The sequence below is a fragment of the Flavobacterium sp. MEB061 genome (assembly GCF_000834715.1).
Lineage (GTDB): Bacteria > Bacteroidota > Bacteroidia > Flavobacteriales > Flavobacteriaceae > Flavobacterium > Flavobacterium pectinovorum.
This window is the reverse complement of the sequence record NZ_JXQR01000015.1, coordinates 480554-503289: the sequence shown is the minus strand read 5'-3', so window position 1 is coordinate 503289 and position 22736 is coordinate 480554. Positions and strand designations below refer to the sequence as shown.

At 33.8% G+C, this 22736-nt stretch carries 16 protein-coding genes; 6 read left to right on the top strand and 10 right to left on the bottom strand.

Going from position 1 to position 22736, the window contains the following annotated elements; translation table 11 throughout:
- Window positions 1–3: 3 nt before the first annotated feature.
- From RT99_RS09470 to RT99_RS09445, 5 genes are all read left to right on the top strand, one after another.
- Window positions 4–1269, top strand: a complete 1266-nt coding sequence (locus RT99_RS09470; protein WP_042564471.1) for a hypothetical protein — start codon at window positions 4–6, stop codon at window positions 1267–1269.
- Window positions 1270–1274: 5 nt separating this feature from the next.
- Window positions 1275–2171, top strand: a complete 897-nt coding sequence (locus RT99_RS09465) for a hypothetical protein (protein WP_052483632.1) — start codon at window positions 1275–1277, stop codon at window positions 2169–2171.
- Window positions 2172–2231: 60 nt separating this feature from the next.
- Window positions 2232–2636 (top strand): hypothetical protein, encoded by a 405-nt coding sequence (locus tag RT99_RS09460; protein ID WP_242607181.1) that lies wholly within the window; start codon window positions 2232–2234, stop codon window positions 2634–2636.
- Between the two features lie 562 nt (window positions 2637–3198).
- On the top strand, window positions 3199–4320 hold the full coding sequence (locus tag RT99_RS09450; RefSeq protein WP_042564468.1) for a hypothetical protein: 1122 nt from the start codon (window positions 3199–3201) through the stop codon (window positions 4318–4320).
- Window positions 4321–4329: 9 nt separating this feature from the next.
- Window positions 4330–5088: a porin family protein gene (locus RT99_RS09445; protein ID WP_042564467.1), complete on the top strand. Its 759-nt coding sequence runs from the start codon at window positions 4330–4332 to the stop codon at window positions 5086–5088.
- Window positions 5089–5371: 283 nt separating this feature from the next.
- On the opposite strand, the gene RT99_RS09440 is transcribed toward RT99_RS09445, so the two are convergent.
- The 4 genes from RT99_RS09440 to RT99_RS09425 form a co-directional block, all read right to left on the bottom strand.
- Complete coding sequence (locus RT99_RS09440; RefSeq protein ID WP_042564466.1) at window positions 5372–7141, bottom strand: RagB/SusD family nutrient uptake outer membrane protein; 1770 nt, start codon at window positions 7139–7141, stop codon at window positions 5372–5374.
- Between the two features lie 6 nt (window positions 7142–7147).
- Window positions 7148–10429, bottom strand: coding sequence for a SusC/RagA family TonB-linked outer membrane protein (locus tag RT99_RS09435; RefSeq protein WP_042564465.1), 3282 nt, complete (start codon window positions 10427–10429; stop codon window positions 7148–7150).
- 73 nt (window positions 10430–10502) lie between these two features.
- The gene (locus RT99_RS09430; RefSeq protein WP_042564464.1) at window positions 10503–11426 is read right to left on the bottom strand and encodes a FecR family protein; all 924 of its coding nucleotides are present in this window, start codon (window positions 11424–11426) and stop codon (window positions 10503–10505) included.
- A gap of 83 nt (window positions 11427–11509) precedes the next feature.
- On the bottom strand, window positions 11510–12034 hold the full coding sequence (locus RT99_RS09425) for an RNA polymerase sigma-70 factor (RefSeq protein WP_042564463.1): 525 nt from the start codon (window positions 12032–12034) through the stop codon (window positions 11510–11512).
- A 263-nt stretch (window positions 12035–12297) separates the two neighbouring features.
- On the opposite strand from RT99_RS09425, the gene RT99_RS09420 reads away from it, so the two are divergent.
- Window positions 12298–13359, top strand: a complete 1062-nt coding sequence (locus tag RT99_RS09420) for a phosphatidylinositol-specific phospholipase C1-like protein (protein ID WP_042564462.1) — start codon at window positions 12298–12300, stop codon at window positions 13357–13359.
- 550 nt (window positions 13360–13909) lie between these two features.
- Here RT99_RS09420 and RT99_RS09415 read toward each other — a convergent pair.
- The 6 genes from RT99_RS09415 to RT99_RS09390 all read right to left on the bottom strand — a co-directional run bounded on the left by RT99_RS09415 (window position 13910) and on the right by RT99_RS09390 (window position 22657).
- Window positions 13910–15856 (bottom strand): metallophosphoesterase, encoded by a 1947-nt coding sequence (locus tag RT99_RS09415; protein ID WP_042564461.1) that lies wholly within the window; start codon window positions 15854–15856, stop codon window positions 13910–13912.
- A gap of 221 nt (window positions 15857–16077) precedes the next feature.
- Window positions 16078–16662: a chemotaxis protein CheB gene (locus RT99_RS09410; RefSeq protein ID WP_042564460.1), complete on the bottom strand. Its 585-nt coding sequence runs from the start codon at window positions 16660–16662 to the stop codon at window positions 16078–16080.
- Window positions 16644–17453, bottom strand: a complete 810-nt coding sequence (locus RT99_RS09405) for a protein-glutamate O-methyltransferase CheR (protein ID WP_042564459.1) — start codon at window positions 17451–17453, stop codon at window positions 16644–16646. Before RT99_RS09405 ends, RT99_RS09410 begins: the two co-directional genes overlap by 19 nt.
- Window positions 17454–17460: 7 nt before the next feature.
- Entirely contained in the window at window positions 17461–17826 is a 366-nt protein-coding gene (locus RT99_RS09400; RefSeq protein WP_042564458.1) for a response regulator, read from the bottom strand.
- A 20-nt stretch (window positions 17827–17846) separates the two neighbouring features.
- Window positions 17847–21419: a response regulator gene (locus RT99_RS09395; protein WP_042564457.1), complete on the bottom strand. Its 3573-nt coding sequence runs from the start codon at window positions 21417–21419 to the stop codon at window positions 17847–17849.
- Window positions 21420–21439: 20 nt separating this feature from the next.
- Complete coding sequence (locus tag RT99_RS09390) at window positions 21440–22657, bottom strand: response regulator (RefSeq protein WP_042564456.1); 1218 nt, start codon at window positions 22655–22657, stop codon at window positions 21440–21442.
- Between the last annotated feature and the right edge of the window lie 79 nt (window positions 22658–22736).

Genomic DNA, 22736 nt, shown 5'->3' with positions numbered 1-22736 from the left:
GTTATGAAATCACTTACACAACTATTTAGTCTTAAAAAAACAGAAGATTCTCCTGTTGTTTTTGAGGAAAACGAAGATGACAGAGAACAAATAAGAATAACTTATTATCAAAGTGGTTTTGCTGCATCTGTAAAAGCAACAGGTAAACCAATTGTTTTAAAAGCATGCCTTCAAAATTTATATATGAGCTTTGAAGATCAATGCAGAAAACAGAAACTGGAACAAGATAAATTAAAACAGCCTTATCGCGAGGAACAGGAAAAAAACAGAACTGAGCTCAAAAAATCGGAAGCTGCGATTGGTATTTTCGAAAAGAAAGAACAAGATATTAATGACCAAATTGATCTGATCAAAACCGAAATCATCGAAGTAAAACGCAATCCCGATAAATACGGAATTGAAGATGGTAAAGGTTTAAAAGCGCAGTTTTATATTGGCTTATTTCTTTTATTACCAATTACGCTTTATTTATTGGTGTTTTATATTTCTGCTTCCTATTCTGCTTTCTTCAAAGAATTTGCTGATGACAGTTTAACTGCAGCAATTTTTGATGCTGATGCCTTAAACAATTCATTTAAAGCAAGCTGGCTTGAAGGAGTTTTGGTAGTAACAATTCCGTTTGTATTTATGGGATTAGGTTATGTTATTCATATGGTACAAAAAACAAAAGGTTATAAAAATATAATCAGAATGATTGCCCTTTTCACCACAACATTTTTGTTTGATGGATTATTAGCATATATAATTGAGAAAAAAATATATGAATTCAATAAAACTCCAGATTCAGATCCATATGATTTAAATATCGCATTAGGAGAATCTGAGTTCTGGATGATCATTTTTGCGGGATTTGTAGTGTACATTATCTGGGGATTAGTATTTGATTTTGTAATGAAAGAATTTGAAAACATTGATAAAATCAGAGCATTTATAAGAGGCCGAAAAGAAAAACAAATTGATTTGGAAAAATTAAAAGTTGATATAATCAATAAAATCAATGATTTCAAACAACAGGTAATTACAATCAACGGAAAAATATCTGAATTACAGTCTAAAATAGACGGTTTTGTCTTTCCCGTAAAAGAATATCTCCATTATCATCATCAATATAAAGAAGGATGGTTTCAGGCAATTAATACAGAGATTGCATTAGCTCACAATCAAAAAACTGAATTATTAGAAAATTGCGAAACCTCATCTGAAGAGCATCTTACTAAATTAAACCTGGTTGATCCTGATTTTCAACACTTGGTTTATTCTAAAAACTAATTATCATGAAAAAAATTTTACCTCTACTATTTGTGTTATTATTTTTTGTTTGCTCATGTAAAAAAGATCCAGATAACACTGCAAAAACTGTTACAATTAAAAAAGATGCAAACGAAAATTACAATATCAGTTTATTGCTTGATTTATCGGATAGAATTAGCCTTGCAAAAAATCCAAATCTTACAATGGAATATTATCAAAGAGATTTGGGTTATATAAAATCAGTTGCGGAAACTTTTACGCAACATCTGAAAGTAAAAAAAATAAAACAAATGGACGATAAAATTCAATTGTTTTTTAATCCTGAACCTTTAGATCCTGCAATTAATTCGATATCTGCGAGCTTAAAAATAGCTGTTGACAAAAATAATGCTTCAAAAGATTTTCTGAATTCCATCAATAAAAATTACGCAGCAAAAACGTCCAAAATATATAATTCTGCCATAAAAGATGACAATTATATTGGTTCTGATATTTGGATTTTTTTTGATACTAAAGTAAAAGATCAATGTGTTGAAGATAAATATCGAAATATATTAATCGTATTGACAGATGGATATATGTTTCATGAAAATACGGTTGTAACAGAAGGCAAAAGAACCTCTTATATTACACCTGAACTGATTCGGAAAAACGGCTTAAATACACAAAATTGGAAGAAAAAATTTGATGAACAGGATTTTGGTTTTATAAAAATTGAGGGTAATTTATCAAATTTGGAAGTATTAGTTTTAGGTATTAATCCTGATAAAAAAAATCCGTATGAAGAAAAAGTAATCAAGGCATATTGGACAAAATGGTTTGCAGAAATGAATATAAAGCATTTTGAAATTAAAAATGCTGATTTACCATCTAATATGGAGAAAATTATTCAGGACTTCATCTTAAAAAAACCTAATTAATCACGTATAACTACGCTATCCCAAAACATTCCTTCTAATTACATTTATCAAAAAATGCCTGTGAAATCTAAAATTACATTATTTGCTTTTGTTCTCTTATTTTTAAGTTGCAAAAGAGAACTTCCACCACCTGAAATAAAATCGTTTTACAAAGAAGTAATCACACCTGATGACAGAAAAGTGATTACGCCGCAGGAAGCGAAAACATATCACGTAGACACAGAATATCAATACGAATACAGAACCGGAAACTCCGGTCATTACGAGTATAATTATGATGTAAAAGGCGTGAATACCAAAGGTGATTCTGTTTACGGAAACATCAATGTTGAAGGTAAATACGGTGCTGGAATTTTACTATTTGACACAATTAATGATATCGAAATTAACACGGAATGGATTGATTACGGAAAACTTAAAGCAACTGACAAAACTGGAAATGAATATTACTTAAAAGTTGAATAATTTCCTGTAACCCAAAAAAACCTGCTAAAATGAAATATAGTACAATCCTTCTTTTTATAGTTCTGAGTTCTTTTCGGCCTGTTGAAACTAAGGTATATATCTGTGGGCCAACGGGTGCAAAAAAATATCATTATAAAGAACATTGTCGTGGCTTAACGGCCTGCAGGCATGAATTAACTAAAGTATCTGAATCTCAGGCACAAGGTTATGGTTTAACACTTTGCGGATGGGAAGACTGATTTAACTACAGATTTTTAAAACTATTATTCAGGACAAAAGGAAATTTTTCTTTTGTCCTTTTTATTTGTAAGAACTACATATACACCTATAAATTAACATTTTACTCAACCATTAAAATTTATTTTATTAGAAAAATATTACAATTTAAAAGAAAATTTATTTAACTTTAACAATAATTAACATATAATTCTGGCTACAGAATTCAGAAACATCCTAAAAATTAAACCCAATTATTTCATTTGAAATAACAAGATTTCCAAGATTACATTAGTACCTATTTATTTTAGGCAGTTCTATTAATTAACGTTATAACACTAAGTCAATGAAATACAATAAACTAATATTCGCCTCTTTATTATTTTGTAGTATCCATGTTTTCGGTCAGGTTTACACCGAAAAAATTGTTGGACAAAAAAATCAACAGCTTAAAGACAGCCTTAAAGTAGAAGAATACCCATATGCCTTACCTATCTGGGGCGAAAAAGTAGCTCAAAAAGGTTACAAACTGCCCTACTCTGCCGGACTTTCGGTTAATTATTTTTGGCAGGATTCTGAAATTGTAATCAATGGTCTGGAAGTTGGTTTTAATAATGGTCCTCAATATAATTTAGATGAAATTGTACGATTTGATAAATCTACTGTAGAAGCCGGAGCCCTTACTATTAGGCCTGATATCTGGCTGCTTCCTTTTTTAAATATTTATGGAATTTTTGGTAAAGGTACATCAACAACAAAAATTAATGCCGGAATCTGGGTTCCTGACGCCGATAATAACTGGTCGCAAATAGCCAGTTTTAATACAAAAGCAAATTTTGACATCACTACTTTCGGATTTGGGTTAACTCCCACAATTGGTATTGGCGGCGGTTGGCTGGCACTTGATATGAATATGTCCTGGAGCGACGTGAGCGCGTTAGACAAACCTGCTTTTTCTTATGTTTTTGGACCACGATTGGGTAAAACTTTTAAACTACCTAAACCAGACAGAAATATTGCTGTTTGGGTTGGCGGTTTTAGGGTTCATATTTCCGGTGACACACAAGGAAATATTCCTTTCTCGGATATTTTTGACGTAAATGGTCTTCAGGAAAAAGTAGATAACGGTTTTGCAAAAGTTGATGAAAACCAAACTAAAGTCGATAATTGGTGGGACACGTTAACCCCTGCACAGCAAAAGAATCCGACAAATATTGCCAAACATAATACTGCAAACCGCGCTCTGGAATCTGCAGGAAACATTTTAACTTCATTGGATGGCGCTATAAGTACAATAGATAATTCATCTGTTCAATATTCGCTTCAGAAAAGACCAAAAGATATGTGGAATTTTATTGTAGGATCTCAATTTCAATACAATAAGCATATTATGCTAAGGGTAGAATGTGGCTTTTTAGGGAGCCGTACTCAGGTTTTAGGTGGTCTTCAATATCGTTTTGGACTTTAATCTATTCTTATGAAAAAAGGTTTATTATTACTCATCGTTTTCTTTTGTATGACTTCGGCACGATCGCAGGTATTAATTTCCTTGATTTTTGGAGATAAACTCAACTCGCCCTTTTTAGAATTTGGTTTGGATGGCGGTCTTAATTTTTCGACGATTTCTAATATGGAAACTTCAGGAACGGAAGTGGGTTTTAATCTTGGTTTTTATTTTGATATCCGGTCTAAAAAAAATCCGGCATGGATGATTAATACCGGGGTTATTGTAAAATCGCCAATGGGTGCGCACGGATTGCCTGTTTATTCTTTAGACGATCCTAATCTGGATAATACATTTGCGGGAGGAAAAGTCGATAGGGAAATTCGGTATTTTAATGTTCCTATTTTGATTAAATATCAATTCAAAAATAATATTTACCTAAAAACAGGGCCACAATTAGGACTTTTGGCAAAAGCTTTTGATAAATTTCATCAGGAATATAATAAGGAAGATGTTGTTTACAAAAACAATATCAGAGATAAAATACATGTTATTGATGCCGGAATTGCTCTTGGCGCAGGTTATCACATGAATGTTGGAAATGGCTTAAACATTACGGTTCAGTATTATTACGGATTGGTTCCTGTAATGAAAGGCGACGGACCAAACCAATACAATCGATCGCTGTATGTAACCGCCGGAATACCAATTGGAAAAGGAAAAGCTGCTCAAAAAAGAGCAGAAAAAGAAGCTGAAATGTATAAGGTTATTTTGCCTGAGGAGAAAAAATAATATTCATATTTTTTGTCATCCTGAGGAACGAAGGATCTCCGCAAGAAACTCCGTAAAGTAAATTACCAATCTTTATCGAGCCACTCGCGGAGATCCTTCCTCCGTCAGGATGACAAGATTGTGGTTACTGTACTGGTTACTTTAAGCAAAAAGCTTTGTCAAAGTTTAAAACTTTGACAAAGCTGCCGAACAGAAGTTTTAAAAAACGTTTATATAAAATAGAAAAAACCTGCTCAAATCACGAGCAGGCTTTTTACTAAAAAAAATAAACTAACACAAAAACTTAATTATAACCTTGATTTTGTTTAAACAATTTCTGATCTATAACGGTTTGCGGAATTGGAAACACTCTTCTAAAAGGTTGAGAAGCAGCTTTTGCAGTTCCGGCCAAATCAAATTTTCCAAAACGGATGCTTTCCGGTCTTCTTTGTAATTCCCAATATAATTCGAAACCTAATTCTTTATACAATTGCTCTGAATCTAAAGCCGTAAGTACTATTCCCGGAGCATTTCCGTACAATGATTCTCTTTTTCTGCTGGTACGCAATTTATTCAAGTCATCCATTGCAGGACCTACACTTCCTTTTCTAAAATAAGCCTCAGCTCTCATAGCGTACATTCCACCTAAACGGAATAGCGGAATATCAACATTACTGTTTCCATTTCCTCCTTCAGGATCGAATTCATATTTAAAAACACGAGCTCCCTGATTGATTTCGTTTTGGGCAAAAACAGCCTTAGTAGGATCTGCAAAGGTTAATTTTGGTGTAAAATCCATTTTTGTAGTCGTACTTTTTTCCATAACCAACGGAGAAACTTTAATACGGTTTCCTACCATTTCAAAAGCTGCCGAAGTTAATAATACAGGACCATATTGAGGCCCGTACTGAATACCTCTGTTAAAATGGAACCAAGGCGTAGCAGGACTGCTCTTTGGTACAATATCTGTTGCAGGAACACTTACATCTGTTCCATCATTCATAAACCACGTTCCATCAGCATATTGATAATGTTGTTGAAATCTAGGATCATCATGATTACCATTCCATGAATTATAAAATTCTTCTGTTGTACAAGCCGCATTTGTTCCTCTGTTTCCAGCAGATGTTCTTTGGTTACGCTCCATACATACATAAGCAAAACTGTTAGAACCATTACGGATGTAATCTATCTTTTGAGAAATCGCAAAAATAAGTTCTTTTCCATTTTCGTTATCTCTTGCAAAGTTTTTGAAGAAATCACTTTCTAAACTATATTTTCCAGAGTCGATTAGCAAAGAAGTGTAATAAATAACACGGTCCATGTCTGTTCCTGTACCACTTACCGCCGCTTCATTAAAATTGAAAGATGATCCTGCATTATAACGATCTTTAAATACCGCACGGTTCAAATACATATTTGCTAAAAAAGCATAAGCAGCTTGTTTTGTAAAACGTCCGTGGTGTGTTCTTTGTGTACCAATGTCGGCCAAATCCGGAATTAAAGCTTCAACATCAGTGATTAATTTATCAATTTGAGTATCTGCTTTTAAAATTTGTATTGGTGCGTCTACATTCAACGGATCTCTAAAAGGTGCTTGTCCGTAAAGATCTAAAGTTGTGTAAGTGTAATAGGCCAAAAGTGCTTTTGCTTCTGCCAAAAATAACGTCTTTTCCGGAAAAGTATTTTCTTCAGATGACTTAATTGCCGTCAAAGAACGAGTGATTCCGTTTGTCAGTAAATCCCAGTTACCCACTATAATAGCATTACTGGAACTCCATGTAAATTCATGCATATCTCTCCATTTTCCACCATCTCCCCAGTCACTTCCGCGTGTTGGCAAAATAGCTTCATCTGTAGTGTATTCCTGCATGGCAAAAACCGCTCCGTGATCTGTAAAAGTTCCGTCTCCAAGTCTGTCGTAAGCTGCCGCAAGCGAACCTGCAGGATCTGTAGCGTCGGTTCCCAATTTTTCATCCAATACAGCTTCATCAAGGTCCGTACAGCTATTTAAAAGAAAAATAAAAGAGAATATTGTTAAAATTTTTATGCTAAAAAATGTCTTTGTCTTCATGATAAATTATAATTTTAAAGTTGCTCCAAAACTGAAAGTTCTCGAAGTTGGATAAGCAGCGTAATCAATACCAATAGATTGGTTTCCACCATTCGATTTCGGGCTGTTAATTAACGGATCGTAACCTGTATAATTCGTAATTGTTATTAAGTTTGAACCCGTTACATAAAGCGTTAGTCCGTTTAACCAGCTTACGTTTTTTAAATCAAAATTGTATCCTAAACGCGCTGTATTTAATCTGATAAAATCTGATTTCTCTAAGAAAAGCGTTGATAATGTTGGTGCATTTGTTGCGTTTGCGCCAGACTCATAATATCCTGTAGCCACGTTTCTGTCAGAAGCCAAATTATTGATGTTTAAGGCATTTAATCCTGTATTATTCAACAAATAACCACCTGTTTGACCAATGATTGAAAACGAAAAACTAAAGTTTTTATAGGTCATATCACTATTAAGCCCGTAATAAAAAGTTGGCAACGCCCCTTCTATAATAATTCTGTCACTGTTATCAATTTTACCGTCTCCGTTTTGATCTTTAAATATATTTCCACCTTTATCATCAAAACCAATATGTTCTAACAAATAAAATGAACCAGCGGCGTATCCGCTTTTGTAAATATTAGCATTTACTCCAGATTGTCCAGGTCCTGAAATAGTTCCTGTTAAGATTTCTGAAACTGGTAAATCTTCAATTTTGTTTCTTAATGTTGCTCCGTTTACATCAACATTCCAGGTAAAATTTTTAGTATTAACTAATTTTGAACCCAACATAACTTCCAAACCTGTATTAACGATTTTTCCATCAATGTTTGTCCATACTGTTGTTGTTGGTTTTAAAGGGCTTGACGGAACGTTTAAGATTGCATCTGTAGTTGTTTTGTTGAAATAATCTACAGTTCCGTACAATTTATCATTCCATAAACTAAAATCTAAACCTATGTTAGCTTGTGTAACCACTTCCCATTTTAAATCAGGATTTGCAGTTCTGGTTACCGAAACTCCGTTTACCAAATTCAAATCATCATACAAATAATATCCGTCAGGACCTGACAAAGAGTAACTTGCTTTAGTCAATTTGTTTTGAACTTCCTGATTTCCTGTTTCTCCCCAACTTGCTCTCAATTTTAAATTGTTTATAGCCGTAACATTTTCCATGAAGCTTTCTTTAGAAATATTCCATCCTAAAGCAAATGAAGGAAAGTATCCGTATTTGTTATTATCTCCAAAACGAGTAGAACCGTCTGCTCTCATCGAAGCCGTTAAAAGATATTTATCGTTGAAAGTATAATTCAATCTTCCAAAGTAAGACTGCAATTCATTTTCCTGAGCATAACCTGTAGTTCCTGACTGTGTTCCTGCAAAACCAGGATTAATAGATGGTTTTATACCAACGCCCTGAGCAGAAATTCCGTCGATACTGAAACTTGTTCCTGATTTTTCAAATTTTTGATAGGAGAATCCGCCCAAAACCTCAAATTTATGTTTGTCTAACAATAAATTATACGTCAAATAATGCTCAACCAAAGAGTTTTTAGAATCTAAATTATTCTGAACATATTTTCCTTTTGGATTCAAATCGGTTAAATTTGGATAAATCGTCGTATTACGTTCAGCGCTGGAACGATCTACACCCACGTTTAATTTATATTCTAATCCGTCGATGATTCTAAAAGAAGCTTCAAAATTTCCTAAAACTCTCAACGTACGCGTTTGATCCTCATAAATACTCAATAAATAAGCAGGATTATAATGCGCGTTCATGTTAAAGTTGGTGTATTTTCCATTAGCATCAAAAACAGATCTTGTTGGGTTTGCCATCAGGGTGTGTACGATTAATTGTCCGTTAGAACCACCGTCATCACTTGTAGGAACTCCATCATCTTTAGTTTCACTTGCAGTAAGATTCACTTTTATTTTTAAACGTTTGTTGTCTAAAAATGATTCTGCCGCATTAATTCTACCCGAAAGACGTTTGAAATTACTGTTACGAATAATTCCTTCCTGATCCATTTGCGCAACAGATGCGTAATAATTTCCTGATTCTGTTTGTTTTGCAAAAGACAAAGCGTTGTTTGTAGTAACGGCACTTCTGTAAATTACATCCTGCCAGTCTGTGTTTCCACCATGATCAAAAGCCGGATCTTTAATTGCACCTCTGTACTCCTCTGCGCTTAAAACATCTAATTTGTGAGCAACTTTCGAAACTCCCATATAAGAATCAAAAGTTAATGTTCCCTCCCCTTTTGATCCTTTTTTTGTTGTAACCAAAACAACTCCATTAGATCCTCTTGCACCGTAAATAGCCGCTGCAGAAGCATCTTTTAAAACTGTAATCGATTCGATATCACTTGTATTCAAAAAGTTTAATGGATTTTTTGCAGATGATGCCCCAAAACCAACATTGCTTCCCGTTGGACTTACGTCATCGTTAGACAACGGCATACCATCTACAACAAACAAAGGTGTACTTCCGCTTCTGATAGAACCAACTCCACGAATCGTAACATTTACACCTGCTCCCGGCTCACCGCTTGTGTTAACAACACGAACACCGGCAACTTTTCCCTGAATTAAATTATCTACAGAAACGTTAACTCCTTGTTTAAAATTTGCTGCTTCAAGCTGAGTTACAGCCCCCGTAACATCTTTTTTGGATTGTTTTCCATAACCTACAATCAAAACTTCGCTTAACTCTGATGTATTTGGCTCCAGCTGAATTGTCATGAAATTCTTTTGAACGCCAACTGTTTTGGTTTTATATCCCAAATACGAAACTTCGATCGTTTTTCCTTCTGTAACAGAAAGTTCAAATTCACCATCAAAATTAGAAACAGTAGCGTTTTTTGTAGCAGTTTCCAAAACCGTTACACCCGGCATTGGTACTCCGTTTTCGTCAATAATTTTCCCTTTAATTTTAATTTTTTCTGCTTCAGATGTTGTTTTTGCCACAACAGTTGTTTTCTGAATCAAAACTAATTTTCCATTAATATTATAATTGAAATTAGCTTTTTTAGAAAGATCACTTAAAATTACATCAACAGATTCGTTGCTATAATTTACCGTATAGGTTGTGTTATCTGCAATAATTGCTTGTCCGTAACTAAATTTATAGTCCGTTTTTTTACTCAGTTTTGAAAAAATAGATACTAAAGTTGCTTTTTCTATTTTATTTTCTATTTTTGATTTTTTAAGAACAGTTGCACTGTAACCACTTTGAACGCACAGTAACGCCAGAATTAAAAAGAAAATTCCCTTTAGAAGATTTAAATTGATTCGTTTAAAATACATGATTTAAGTTATTGGTTTTTCGATACTTAATTATTAATCGCAGTTGTTCTCAGCAACTGCTTTTTTTTTGATTTTAGTTCACTTTTACTATTTCGCCATAAACTTTAAATTTTAGGTTTGTGATATAATTGATTTGCTCTAAAACATTTTCTAATGTTGCGTCCTTCTTTATGAACACCGTTAATGGCGTTGCTAATACAAGTTCATTATCGTATTGAAATGAAACTCCGTATTTATATTGTAAAATGGTAATTACCTGTTTAAGTGTAGTTTGGTTTAGCGTTACATCACTCGCATACCAATTGACCAAAAATGATTTGTCTGCCAGTAGTTTAGTTAGTTTTTTATCTTCAAACAAGGCTTCCTGATTTGGTAGCAAGTCAACGCTTTGACCATTTGAAGTAACATTTACTTTTCCGGTTACGACAATGACTTCGCATTTTGATTTTGACATTTGAATGTGAAAAGAAGTCCCTACAACCCTGGTTTTAATTTCGCCGGATGCAATAATAAAAGGATGTTTTTTGTCTTTGGCTACCTCAAAAAATGCATTTCCTTTTAGTAAAGAAACTTTTCTTTCGCTTCCGCTAAATTTTTCCGGATACTGAAATAATGAATTTGCTGCCAGATAAATTTTCGAACCGTCACTTAATTGGATAGACTTGGGGATGTCTGACGTTTTAAATGTTAATTGCTTTTCGACTGAAAAGCCAGGTTTGAAGAAAAATCCCAAACCGGCAAGAAAAAGAATACTGGCAGCGGCCATATATTTTAAATACGAATTGAAGTTTTTCTTCTTCAGTATTCGAAGTTGAATTCCTTCATATATATTTTGAGAAACTTCATTAGAACTTCCCATTACATTATCATCCCATTTTGAATTTTGATATTCGCTTAAAGCAAAATCATTCAGCAAATTTTCTTCTGCTTTTGATGTTTTATTTCGAGAACTTTTATCAACAAGATATTCTAAACTGTGTTTTAATCTTTTTATCATAATACTTATTATTACCTATAAGTACCGGAAACATAAAATCGTACTATCCGGAAATATTATGAAACCATTAACAGAAAGTTATCTTAAAACTTTTGATGTAAAATAATGAATGGAGCAAGCCAGGCAAGGTCTTTCAGGCCTTCTCGCAATTGTTTTAATCCCGAAGAAATTTGATTTTTTACCGTTTGTTTCGATATTCCAAGTTCATCGGCAATTTGATCAATCGTCATATCCTGCATTTTATACATCAGTAAAACTTCTTTTCTTTTTTCAGGAAGTTTGTCTAATAAAGAGTAAAGCAAATCCATCAATTCAGGATCGATCGTTGCAAAATGATCAATTACATAATCTTCGAATTTATCTTCAAGAATTGTCTTGTCGAACTTATTATTTTGGTAATGTTTAAAAACCTGATTTTTTACGGCCCTGAACAAATAAGGTTCAATAGCATTGATTTCGACATCATTTTTTCTTTCCCATAAATCGACAAAAACATCCTGAACAATATTCTGTGCCAAGTCGTTATCCTGAGTCATCGTATACGAAAAAGCCGTTAGCTTTTTCCAGTACAGCGTATACGTTTCTTCAAAAATTTCAGGATTCTTCATAGGTTATCTGGGTGGCATTTGTTGATGTAAAATAATAAAATGTTATACCATTGTTTTTTTCCTGAAGATTATCTTTCAATTAAGAAATCAATACATTTGTTTTATTAATACTACGTTTTGGAAATAAAAATGATAATTGATTTGCGATTTCTTTTTCTTTAACTAACACATAAATCAAATGGTATTTTTAAATTAGTGTCATCCAAAAAAGGTAATTTTCTTTTGCTGCGTCCTCAGTATTAATAATTTTACACTTAAAAATCATGAAACAAATTTTGTTTACATTATTTCTTGCCGGAGCGATTTCTAACGCTGCTCAGGCACAAAATGACACGCTAAAAATTAACCAATTACAGGTTATTGGTTCTCACAATAGTTACAGACATGCCATTGAAACCGATTTGTACAATACAATTCAGGCAAAAGACACTTCGCGTTCTCTAAAAGGCTTACAATACACACACATTAGCCTTACAGATCAATTAAATAAAGGTTTACGCAATCTTGAAATCGATGTTCAGGGCGATGCAAAAGGCGGAAAATTTGCGCACCCAAAAGGTTTGGACCTTGCAAAATCTCAGGAAGCTTATGACCCAAATGGAGAAATGAAAAAACCGGGTTTTAAAGTTTTTCATATGATAGATATTGATTTTAGAACATCTTGTTACACACTTCAAAATTGCCTTGCAGAATTAAAAAAATGGTCTGACGCAAATCCTGATCACGTTCCGGTTTTTATTACGCTGGAACCCAAAGATGACGACAGTTTTTTAGGTACAAAAGCAGAGAAATTTACACCCGAATTGTTCGACGCATTGGATAAAGAACTTCGCAAAGGTTTAGGAAATAAATTGATAACGCCGGATATGGTGCGCGGAAAATACAAAACGCTTGAAGAAGCGGTTTTAAACAACAACTGGCCAACGCTTAAAAAAGCAAAAGGGAAATTCTTGTTTATTTTGGATAACAACGGAGCCAAAAGAGATTTATACGCTTTGAATCATCCATCATTAAAAGGACGCGCCGTTTTTATTAATGCCGAACCCGGAAAACCAGAAGCTGCAACTTTGTTCCGCAATAACGCTGAAGATCCTACAATTACCGATTTAGTTAAAAAAGGATATATCATCAGAACCCGCGCCGATTCTGACACGAAAGAAGCACGCAAAAATGATTATTCGCATTTTGAAGCGGCTAAAAAATCTGGAGCACAAATAATAACAACTGATTATTATTTGCCAAGTACGTTTTTCGATTCTCCTTATCAGATAAAATACGATGATGGAACTTATGTGAGGGTTGATCCGATCAACGGAGTTAAATAAGTTTAAGGTTTTTATGTTGGAATGATTTTTACCGCAAAGAGCGCTAAGCTTTTTATTAGCTGTCTGTTTGCAAGCTTAAAAAGTTCGCAAAGCTTTGTCTATAAAGCTCTGCGAATTTTGCGTTTTAAAAAAGATTATAATTATAAATCTAGTTTTCAAATATAGCCCGCGGTTTCAACCTCGGGATTCCAACGTATATCGTAAAATAAATATATGGACGTTCCTGCGGTTGAAACCGCAGGCTATATTCGCAAAAAATTCGTAAATCTTTTTGCAGGTAGCTTTGCGAACTTTGCGTTTTCTAACCACAAGCTAAAGCAAAAAATCTTTGCACGCTTCGGTTAAATTATCGAACGTTTTTAGCCACGAATTCACGAATTTTTTCTATTTGATTATAGATAATAATTCGTGAATTCGTGGCTATTTTTTTTTTCATTTTATTAGTGAGGTTGCTTTGTTCCTCGCAATGACTTTGCGTATAAACTTTTGTCTATAAAAAAAATCCGCGCTAAACCCGCTTAAATCCGCGTCATCCGCGTGCCATTTTTTCTCATTTTAAACTTTTAATTTTTCCCGTTTTCAAATCAACACTAAAATGATCTGCAGGAACTTCATGCATGAATTTATTGAAGATGATTAAAAATAATCGAAGTTGATTTTGAAGAGGTTTTTCTTTAGAATTATCATCTTTATGATTTTCAAAAAACATTTGTGAAAGAACTTTGTATTGTTTGGCTCTTTTTTCGCCAACATCGGTCAGAGCCAGTTCATCAGCGCTTCTAAAGCGATAAAAATCTACCAGAAAATCATAACCTGTCCAGTTTAAATCTTGTTTTTTGATATTGTTTTCGGCTAATATCTTGTTTGTTTTTTGTTCTGCTTCCGCCCATTCCTTTGCGGCACTTTCCTTGTTTTTCAGAATAAAATCAAAATCTTTATCAGATTGAATATTCGCTAAAACCAATAATTCTGAAGCAGAAATATGCAGAAAAAAATCTTTGAAAGCAGAAGGCCAATCATCTGATAAAAAACGAAGGCGAACTAATTCTTTCAAATGAAAATCGGTAAAATCGTGGTAGTTTTTGGTTTCTAAAATGGCTTTGTTCCAAATATCTTTAGTATGCTGCGATTCTAAAAACTGATATTCCATTTTATACAGATCAAAAAGTTCATTATAACCTTTCACTTTATCAATCGTAATCGTTTGAATATCTACCAAATTATCTTTTTGAATTGTCAGTAATTTATAAGCGGGAATATACGCCGCCAAAGATGGCGTTTGAATATTGACCAATGTATTGCCTTTTGCTGTGGTGCGAATTCCGGTGTCGTTAATGTGCATGTGTCCGCCAAAATGAATTTTTAAACCTGCATCTGCAAAAGTTTGCGCCACTTCTTCAACCGGAACTCTGTTCAATTGCCATTTGTTTGGCCCAAGCAGTTCTTTTATTTCTGCAGAAGCGTCATCATTAAAATCAATCATCGGAAAATGGCTAAAAGCAATTAAGGTCTTGCCTTGTTTTTTGGCTTGAGCCGAAATTTCTTCGACCCATTTTATTAAATGTTTTTTATTCGAAAGCACATTATTATATCCGGTGCTGGCTTCTGAGTAATTTTTAGAATCTTTTGCGTCTGCCGTAGCATTTTTTTTGGGAATATATACATTACCGTCTATCGCCATAAGCCACAGTCCGTCAACTGGTTCAACAACGTAACTTACGTCCGGAACCTCGTAGCCTGGTGCTACTTCATAAACTCTGTTTGATAATTTTGCAGCTTCTGATGCTTTTTCAAAACTATAATTTTCAGCCGTATAAGCTGAAAAAGGTGTTGCCCAGAATTTGTATTTTTCATTAGGATAAAAACCAAAATTTTTCAAGCCTTCTGTAATTCCCAAATAACCCATTTTAGCAATATCGGCTGTTATTACAACAGGCTGTTCAATAGTTAAATTTGGCTTATACAGGCCTTCTTTGCTATAAATGGGCTGGCTTTTGCCTTCTTTGCCTAAAAAATCTTCTTTGCCGGATTCCTGTGCAAATGGTCCAACAGGATCGTGATTTCCGGTTGTAATGAAAAATTCAATGCCGTATTTTTTTCTGTATTGATTTAGAATCGCTTCTAACCCACGCACGTGAATAGGCTGACCATCATCAGTATAATCACCGGGAAGCGCGACGTATTTTATCTTTCGCTTAGCGATATCATCAAGAGCTGCTATAAAAGCAAAATAGTTTTCGTTGAATATTCGGGTCGAATGCAATTGAGACGCCATAGTTCTCAATAAAGTATATTTTCCTGTTTTTGGATTTAAAACACCCCGATAATCATTATCTGAAAATTTACCAAATAAATCCTGCAAATGCACATCTGATAAAAAAGCAATCTGAACACCATCGAGTTTGGTTTGTTTTTGTGCTGAAATATTATTGATGCAAAGAATAAAAAACAGAAATAGAATTGAATTTTTATAAACGGAAAATATTTTGGAAATCATAGGTTATGTTTTTGCAAATGGAGAATTAGAAAGTATTTTGGGATCACTTTCACTTGCAATTTTATGGATTATAACCGAGAGTTGGTTTATGGTATCGTTATGGAAATGATAATGTTTAGAATGGGTAGCGTCCTGCAAGGTTTTCGAAACCTTGTAGGTTTGGACATAGTAATACCTACAAGGTTTCGAAAACCTTGCAGGATAGAATATTAAAAATATAATTATTTATCTATAGAAATTATAAATTTCAATATTTCTTCGGTGCTTAAAATATAATCCGGAGTAGTATTTAAAATGGCATTAGAAGGCATATAAGGCATTTCTGCCGATTTTGGATCCTGAATTACGACTATTCCGCCTGCGTTTTGAATGGCTTTTAATCCTTCTGTGCCGTCTTTATTGGAACCCGATAGCAAAATTCCGATTAGGTTAGAACCATAAACTTCTGCGGCAGATTCGAAAGAAACATCAATGCTTGGTCGGCTGTAATTTACTTTTTCTGAAGTATCGAGGGCAAAAAAATCATCTTTTTCAAATAATAAATGATAGTTTGAAGGTGCAACATAAATAAATCCATGCATTAATTGCACTTTGTCTTCAATAAGTTTTACCTCGGTTTGGGCTTTAAGTGTTATTAATTCTTCGAGGGTCAAATCATCTGTTCCTCTTCGATGCAGGACAATTACGAGCGCAAAAGTTTTAAATACAGGCAAATCAGGTAAAATTTGTAATATTGCATTCAAACTTCCCGCCGATCCTCCTATAATAACTACTCTTTTGTTCGATATTATTTTACTTTCCTCCATATTTTCTCTTTCTCTAACTGCTTGTATTTAGTTGTAGATATCGAATATTTTATGGTTTCTTTGGTTCCGAGTGCCAAAAAACCCAAAACTGCTAAACTTGAATCAAATAAATTGATGACTCTTTTTTGTAAATCATTATCAAAATAGATTAAAACGTTGCGGCATAAAATAAAATCAAATTCGTTGAATGAATTATCTGAAACTAGATTATGCTGCGAAAAAACCATTTTTTGGGCCAGTTCATCATTGAATTTTGCAATGCCGTAATTGGCGATATAATAGCTTGAAAAATCTTCCTGCCCGCCAGAATCTCTGTAGTTTTCTGAATATTCTTTCATCATTCGTAAAGGAAAAATACCTTTTTTGGCTGTTTCCAATACTTTCGAATTAATATCGGTGGCATATATCAATGATTTGTGCAAAAGTCCCGCTTCTTTTAACATTATGGCCATCGAATACACTTCTTCGCCGGTGGAACATCCTGCATGCCACAAACGTATGAATGGTTTTGTGGCAAGTAAGGGCAATATTTCGGTTCTGACAATTCTATAAAAAGTCGGGTCCCGAAACATTTCTGTAACGTTTACAGTAATTTCGTCGATTAATCTTTTATAATAATCAGAATCGTTTCTAACTTTTGATAAAAACTCATAAAAATTCCTGAATCCATCTAAATGGTAAATTCTATTAACGCGCCTTTTTAATGATGCTCTAGAATAACTTCCAAAGTCAAAACCGTAATATTCGTAAATATCATTTATAAGGGTTTCTAACTCAATGTCTTCTATCATAACAATTTTAAATTTTATTTAAAACGTGCATCAATTTATCTACGTCTATAGGCTTTGAAACATAATCATCTGCGCCTGCTTCAAGGCATTTTTCTTTGTCACCTGTCATAGCCTGGGCTGTAACTGCAACAACTAATGTATTTTTTCGTGACGGAATACTTTTTATAATCGGAATTGCCTCATAACCATCCATTTCGGGCATCATCATGTCGATTAAAATAGCATCGATATGTTCGTCTGTTTTTAATAATCGTATTGCGTCTTCGGCACTTAAACTAGACAAACAATCGAATGATTTGGCACGCAAAACGTTTACCAAAGCAAATATATTTCTTGAATCGTCATCAATAATCAAGAGTCGTTTTTTCTCCATGTCTCTTCAGCAATTATGCATTAAATTTTATCGTATAACCATACACGCAATAGCGACAATAACTGATCTATATCTACAGGTTTTGTAATATAATCTGATGCTCCTGCCTTTATGCACTTTTCTCTGTCGCCTGTCATTGCTTTTGCTGTTACGGCGATTAATGGCAAGGTCAGGAATTTAGGAATTGTTCTTATTTTTTCGGCAGTCTCATAACCGTCCATATTTGGCATCATCATGTCCAGCAAAACAATATCAGTATCGGGATTTTCTTCTAATACCTTTATTGCGTCATTACCGTCGAATGCCGTAATTACATTCATTTTAAAAACTTCGAGTGCTTTTGTTAATGAATAAATATTACGAACATCGTCATCTACAATCAATACTTTTTTATCATGTAAAATATTGTTTAGTAAATTTAGTTTTTTGTAGCTTTCTTTTTTGCCGTTTTGTCCTTTATTTTCTTCTACTAAATGTAAAAACAACGAAACCTCATCGAGCATTCTTTGGTAAGAATGTGCTGTTTTTACGATAATAGAATCAGCATATTTCTTAATTTTTACTTCTTCTTTAAGTGAAAGGCTTTTTCCTGTAAACACAATTACGGGAAGATTTTCTAATCCCGGGCTTTTTTTAACGCCATCTAAAATTTGATAGGCTTGTTTATCCGGAATTCCCATATCGAGAATCACACAATCAACTTCTGTTTTATTCAACGCTTTCAGACCTTCAGAAACTTCACTTTTTATCTCAGAGTTAATATTATAACTTTCTAAGAAATAAGCTAATGCCTTGGCATGTTTAGGGTTATCTTCGATAATTAAAACCTTTTGAGATTCTTTGGTAATAATATGTTCGATACGCATGAAAACCTCCGGAATTCTATCAAAAGCAACCGGTTTGTCTAGAAAATCAACAGCTCCTTTAAGCAAACTTTCCTGTTTTAGTTTGTGCGACGACATAATATGTACGGGAATGTGTTTGGTTTGAATGTTGTTTTTTAATTCTTCCAAAACTTCCCAACCACTTTTTATTGGCAATTCGATATCCAATAAAATACCTACTGGTTTGTACATTAAGGCAAAGTTTAAAGCATAATCCCCGCGAACGGCAACTACAACTTTATATCCATTTTTTCGGCTAAATGCCAAAAGTGATTGTGCAAAATTGATGTCATCTTCTACAATCAAAATAACTTTATCTTCTTCAGTAATTATATCTCTGTCATCTTCAATTTCATCAGGAATTACGGCAGACAAATATTTATTTTTTATCTTTTTCAATTCTTCAGTTTCAACTGTAGAAATTTCCATTGGCGGCGGCGCTTTATCAACAATTACTTTTTTGCTGATTGTTCCGTAAACCGGTAAGCATAAAGTAAACGAGCTTCCTTCGCCTTCTTTACTATGCAGAATAATTTCTCCTCTAAGTAATTTTGCCAATTCTCTACTAATGGATAATCCTAGGCCTGTTCCTCCATATTTACGTTTTGTAGATCCGTCTGCTTGTTGGAAAGCTTCAAAAATTAACGGTTGCTTTTCTAACGGAATTCCGATTCCTGTATCTTTTACAATGAAACAGATTACTTTATCATCGTCATCGTTTATTTTTATTTCGACACTTACAGAACCTTTATCTGTAAATTTAATAGCATTTGAAATTAAGTTTTTCAGGATTTGCTCTAATCTCATTTTGTCTGTTTTAATGACAATTGGAGCATCTTTAGACATAATCTCAAATTTGATTCCTTTCTCTTTGGCAACCTGAGAAAATAAACTGGAAAGTGTATCTGTAATTTCTTTAGTAGAAACATCTAAAAATTCAAGCTCCATTTTTCCGGCTTCGATTTTAGATAAATCCAAAATTTCATCAATTAAACCAAGTAAGCTGTTCCCTGAACTCTGAATCACTTTTGCAAATTCAACTTCTTCATTGTTCATGCCTTTGCCATTATTTTCAGATAATAATCGGCTTAAAAGTAAAATAGAATTTAAAGGTGTTCTTAATTCATGCGACATATTTGCCAAAAACTCTGATTTATAACGAGTTGTAAGCTCCAATGCTTCTGATTTCTTTTGAATTTCGTTGTTTCTTTCTTCCAATAAAACACTTCTTTCCGAAAGTTCCTCGTTGGTTTGCTCCAGTTCTTCCTGTTGCACACGAAGTTCTTCTTCAGATGCCTGCAGTTTTTCTGTCTGCGCTTCTAATTCGGCATTAATAGCCTCTAATTCGCTATGCTGAACACGTAATTCTTCTGATTGTGATTGGGTTTCTTCTAACAACTCCATAACACGTTTACGGTTTTGCGTTGATTTGATGGAAATACCAATATTATTTGCTATGGTTCTAAGGAATTCTAAATGTAATTCGGAAAAACCATAAATACTCGCCAGTTCCAGAGCTCCTTCTACTCTGTTATCGATCAACGGAACTGCCACAATATGCGTTGGTTTTATTTCGCCCAAAGCATAATTTATATGAATAAAATCTGAAGAAATAGTTCTTAATTCTAAAAGTTCGCCCGAAATAATTGCCTGGCCTAACAGACCATCGCCTTTTTGAATCGTTTCTCTGCTTTTTGTCGGGATATAGCTGTATCCTGCCGTAAAAGAAAGTTCATCACCTTCTATAACATAAAAAACGCCGGCACTGCTGTTTGTATAATGACACAAATATTCGATAACATCTTTTGCGAGTTCTTTCAACGATTTATCACCTAGCATGACATTATTAAGACCTGCAACACCGCTTTGTATCCACTCTTTTTCTGATAATAAACTAAAAGATTGCTTTAGCGCACTGCTCATGCTATTAAGTGATTCTCCAACACTTCCCAGTGCATCTGCTTTGGTATCGTCTACACGAATATCATAATTACCATTTGAAATATTTAATGCTATAGAACTGATTGCTTCAATCCTTTGAGCAGTTTCTATATCTTTTTGTTCTAATTCTCTCTGAAGCTCAGAACGTTCGTTGTAATCTTTTAAAATTCTGATTAAAAACACGATCGAAATCAAAAATGCAATAATAAAAGCCACAATAATTAAAATGGTACTATACGTTCCATAACGTTCTGAAGTTTGGTTGCGCTCTTTTAAAAGGGCTTGCTCGCTCAGCTCAATTCGTTTAAAATAAGTACGAAGTTCGTCCATCATGGCTCTTCCTTCGTTTAAGTCGAATGTAGTATTGTTTTTCCCTAGTCGTTTTTTTACAATTTGATTATTTAGGTATTTAAAGAAATTAGATCGAAGGGTTTTTAATTGCAATAAAGCTTTTTGCTGTGACGGATTATCAGTTGTAAGTTCATCTAACTTATCAAAATAACCATTTGATTCTGCTTCATATGCATTATATCTGTTTACAAATTGTTCGTCTCCGGTTATCAGATAGCCTCGCATACTGGTTTGGGCATCTGTAAGCGACGAAGACCCCTGGTTTAAGTTGTAAATAACATCCTGGGTATGGTTGACCCAAAAATTACTTTTCAATAAGTTTTTTATACTAATAAACGATGCCGTAGAACTGATCATTAATACAAGTAATGAAACCAGGGAGCTGATTAGTAAATTTCTTTTAAAGTTGTTTTTCATAGGTTGTAATCCGATTTGATTTAGTTTTCGTATTGTAGGGGAAGAATGATAATAAAACTGGCGCCTTTGCCTAATTGACTTTTTGCGGTGATTAATCCGTTGTGTTTATCAACAATTTTTTTTGCAATGGCAAGACCAATCCCGGTACCTTCATAAGTTTGACGGTCGTTAAGACTTTGAAAGATAATAAAGATGCGGTCGAGATAAATTTCGTCAAAACCTATTCCGTTATCTGTTACTGTAATTCGGCAAAATTTTCCATCAGGAGCAATTTCAGCGTCAAAATCTTTCGTTTTTATTAGTTCTGAAGTGATTTCAATAATCGGAATTTCCACATTTCCGGAGAATTTAAGCGCATTTCCAATCAAATTCTGAAAAACCTGACGCAACTGGCTCGGAATACTGTCTATAGTTGGCAGCTGGCTTGTTTTTATAACCGCACATTTGCGTTCTATCAAATAATCAAAATCCGACAGGACTTCCTGTAATACAACATTTAAGTCTGTTTTTTCAGGTTTAACTTTTGACGAAAGTCGCGAGTAAGCAAGCAAGTCTGTAATAAGGGTTTGCATTCTTTCGGCAGCTTTTATGGTTCTGTCTACATAATCAATTCCTTTTGCATCTGTGGTTAAATAAAGCTCTTTTATGATTTTAATAAAGATTTGAATTTTTCGGATTGGCTCGTTTAAATCATGAGAAACCACCCAGGCGAATTGCTGCAATTCGTGGTTCTTCATTTCCAGTTCTTCATTTTTAGAAACCAGTTCTTTTGTTCTCTCGCTGATTTTAACTTCTAGATTATCCTGAGCTTCTTTACGAATTTTAATCTCTTTTGAAAGTAAGTCTTTCATGACTTTCAATTGATTTTGCTGATCGTAAATTTTAAGGAAAGTTTTTACTTTTAAGATCAGTAAATCAGTATCAACCGGTTTTGTAATATAATCGACAGCCCCTGTTTCGTAACCTTTAAAAATGTATTTTTTTTCGATGCTGATCGCCGATAAAAAGATAACCGGTATGTCTTTGGTGCGTTTATTTCCGGAAAGAATTTTTACTACTTCAAAGCCGTCAAGTCCGGGCATCTGAACATCCATTATTATCAGGCAGTAATTTGTTTTTAGGATTTTCTTTAAAGCTTCTTCTCCAGACTCTGCTGTGTCAACCTCAATATCATGCAGTTCAAGTGTTTTTTTTAAGGCAATTATGTTAGCCCGAATATCATCTACAATTAATATCATTTTATTTGGGGAGTAAAACGTTATGAATTAAATTTTAATTAATTCGGATTAAAATTGATTATATTTTTTAAAAGTTGAT